A 732-nucleotide genomic window follows, 5' to 3' on the forward strand; every position below is an offset into this window, starting at 1 on the left:
CAGGGCACCGGATGTTGCGGTGCTACTGATCACTAGGTTTCCGTTAGCGTCCGTCGAGAACGATATCAGGGAACCTGCTACCAGCGTCTTGAGCTTTGCTGTGCCGGTTGTGGCACCGCTATCTGAGATAAGCGATGTACCGGTTGCTCCATTGTTATTCACCGTGGATATAACGACAGCACCGGTTTGTCCGGACACCGAAGTAACAGGCGGTGGAGGCACCGTTCCTGTGATTCTCAGGTTGCCATTTGCATCAGGCGCGATGGTGATGTTGCTACCAGCAACCAGAGTTTTGAGTTTTATGTTCCCAGTAGTAGAACCGCTATCTGAGATAAGCGATGTGCCGGTCGCAGCGTTGTTATCCGATGCCTGAACCACAATATTGCCGTTAGCATCGGGTTGCTGACCATCTACGGTCTTCACCTTGCCAGCATTATCGAGTTCCTGTTGAAGATTGGGTATATCCGCAATATCAATCTCGACGGCACCAACAGAATTCGGAAACTTGTTGTTGACGGATTTCACTTCACCGGCCGCAAAACTCACTGCTGTAGTTGCTCCGTATACCGAACCATCGTTAACTGTAAACGTGGTGCCGCCCGCGTACTCAATGCCGTTACGCCAAACTTGGGCATTGCTTGCTAGACCTGAATCGGGATCAGATACGTCGTAGAACAAATCAATTACTGCACCATAGATTATGGCGTCGCATATGGGCTGGTAGGGCAGAGC

At 51.0% G+C, this 732-nt stretch carries 1 pseudogene; it reads right to left on the minus strand.

Annotation, left to right across the window (positions count from 1 at the left end):
* Positions 1-732, minus strand: a pseudogene (locus AC1RO3_RS08130) (hypothetical protein); the annotation flags it as partial.

It is taken from the genome of Dellaglioa sp. CoH-57-MRSF-19 (assembly GCF_056781975.1).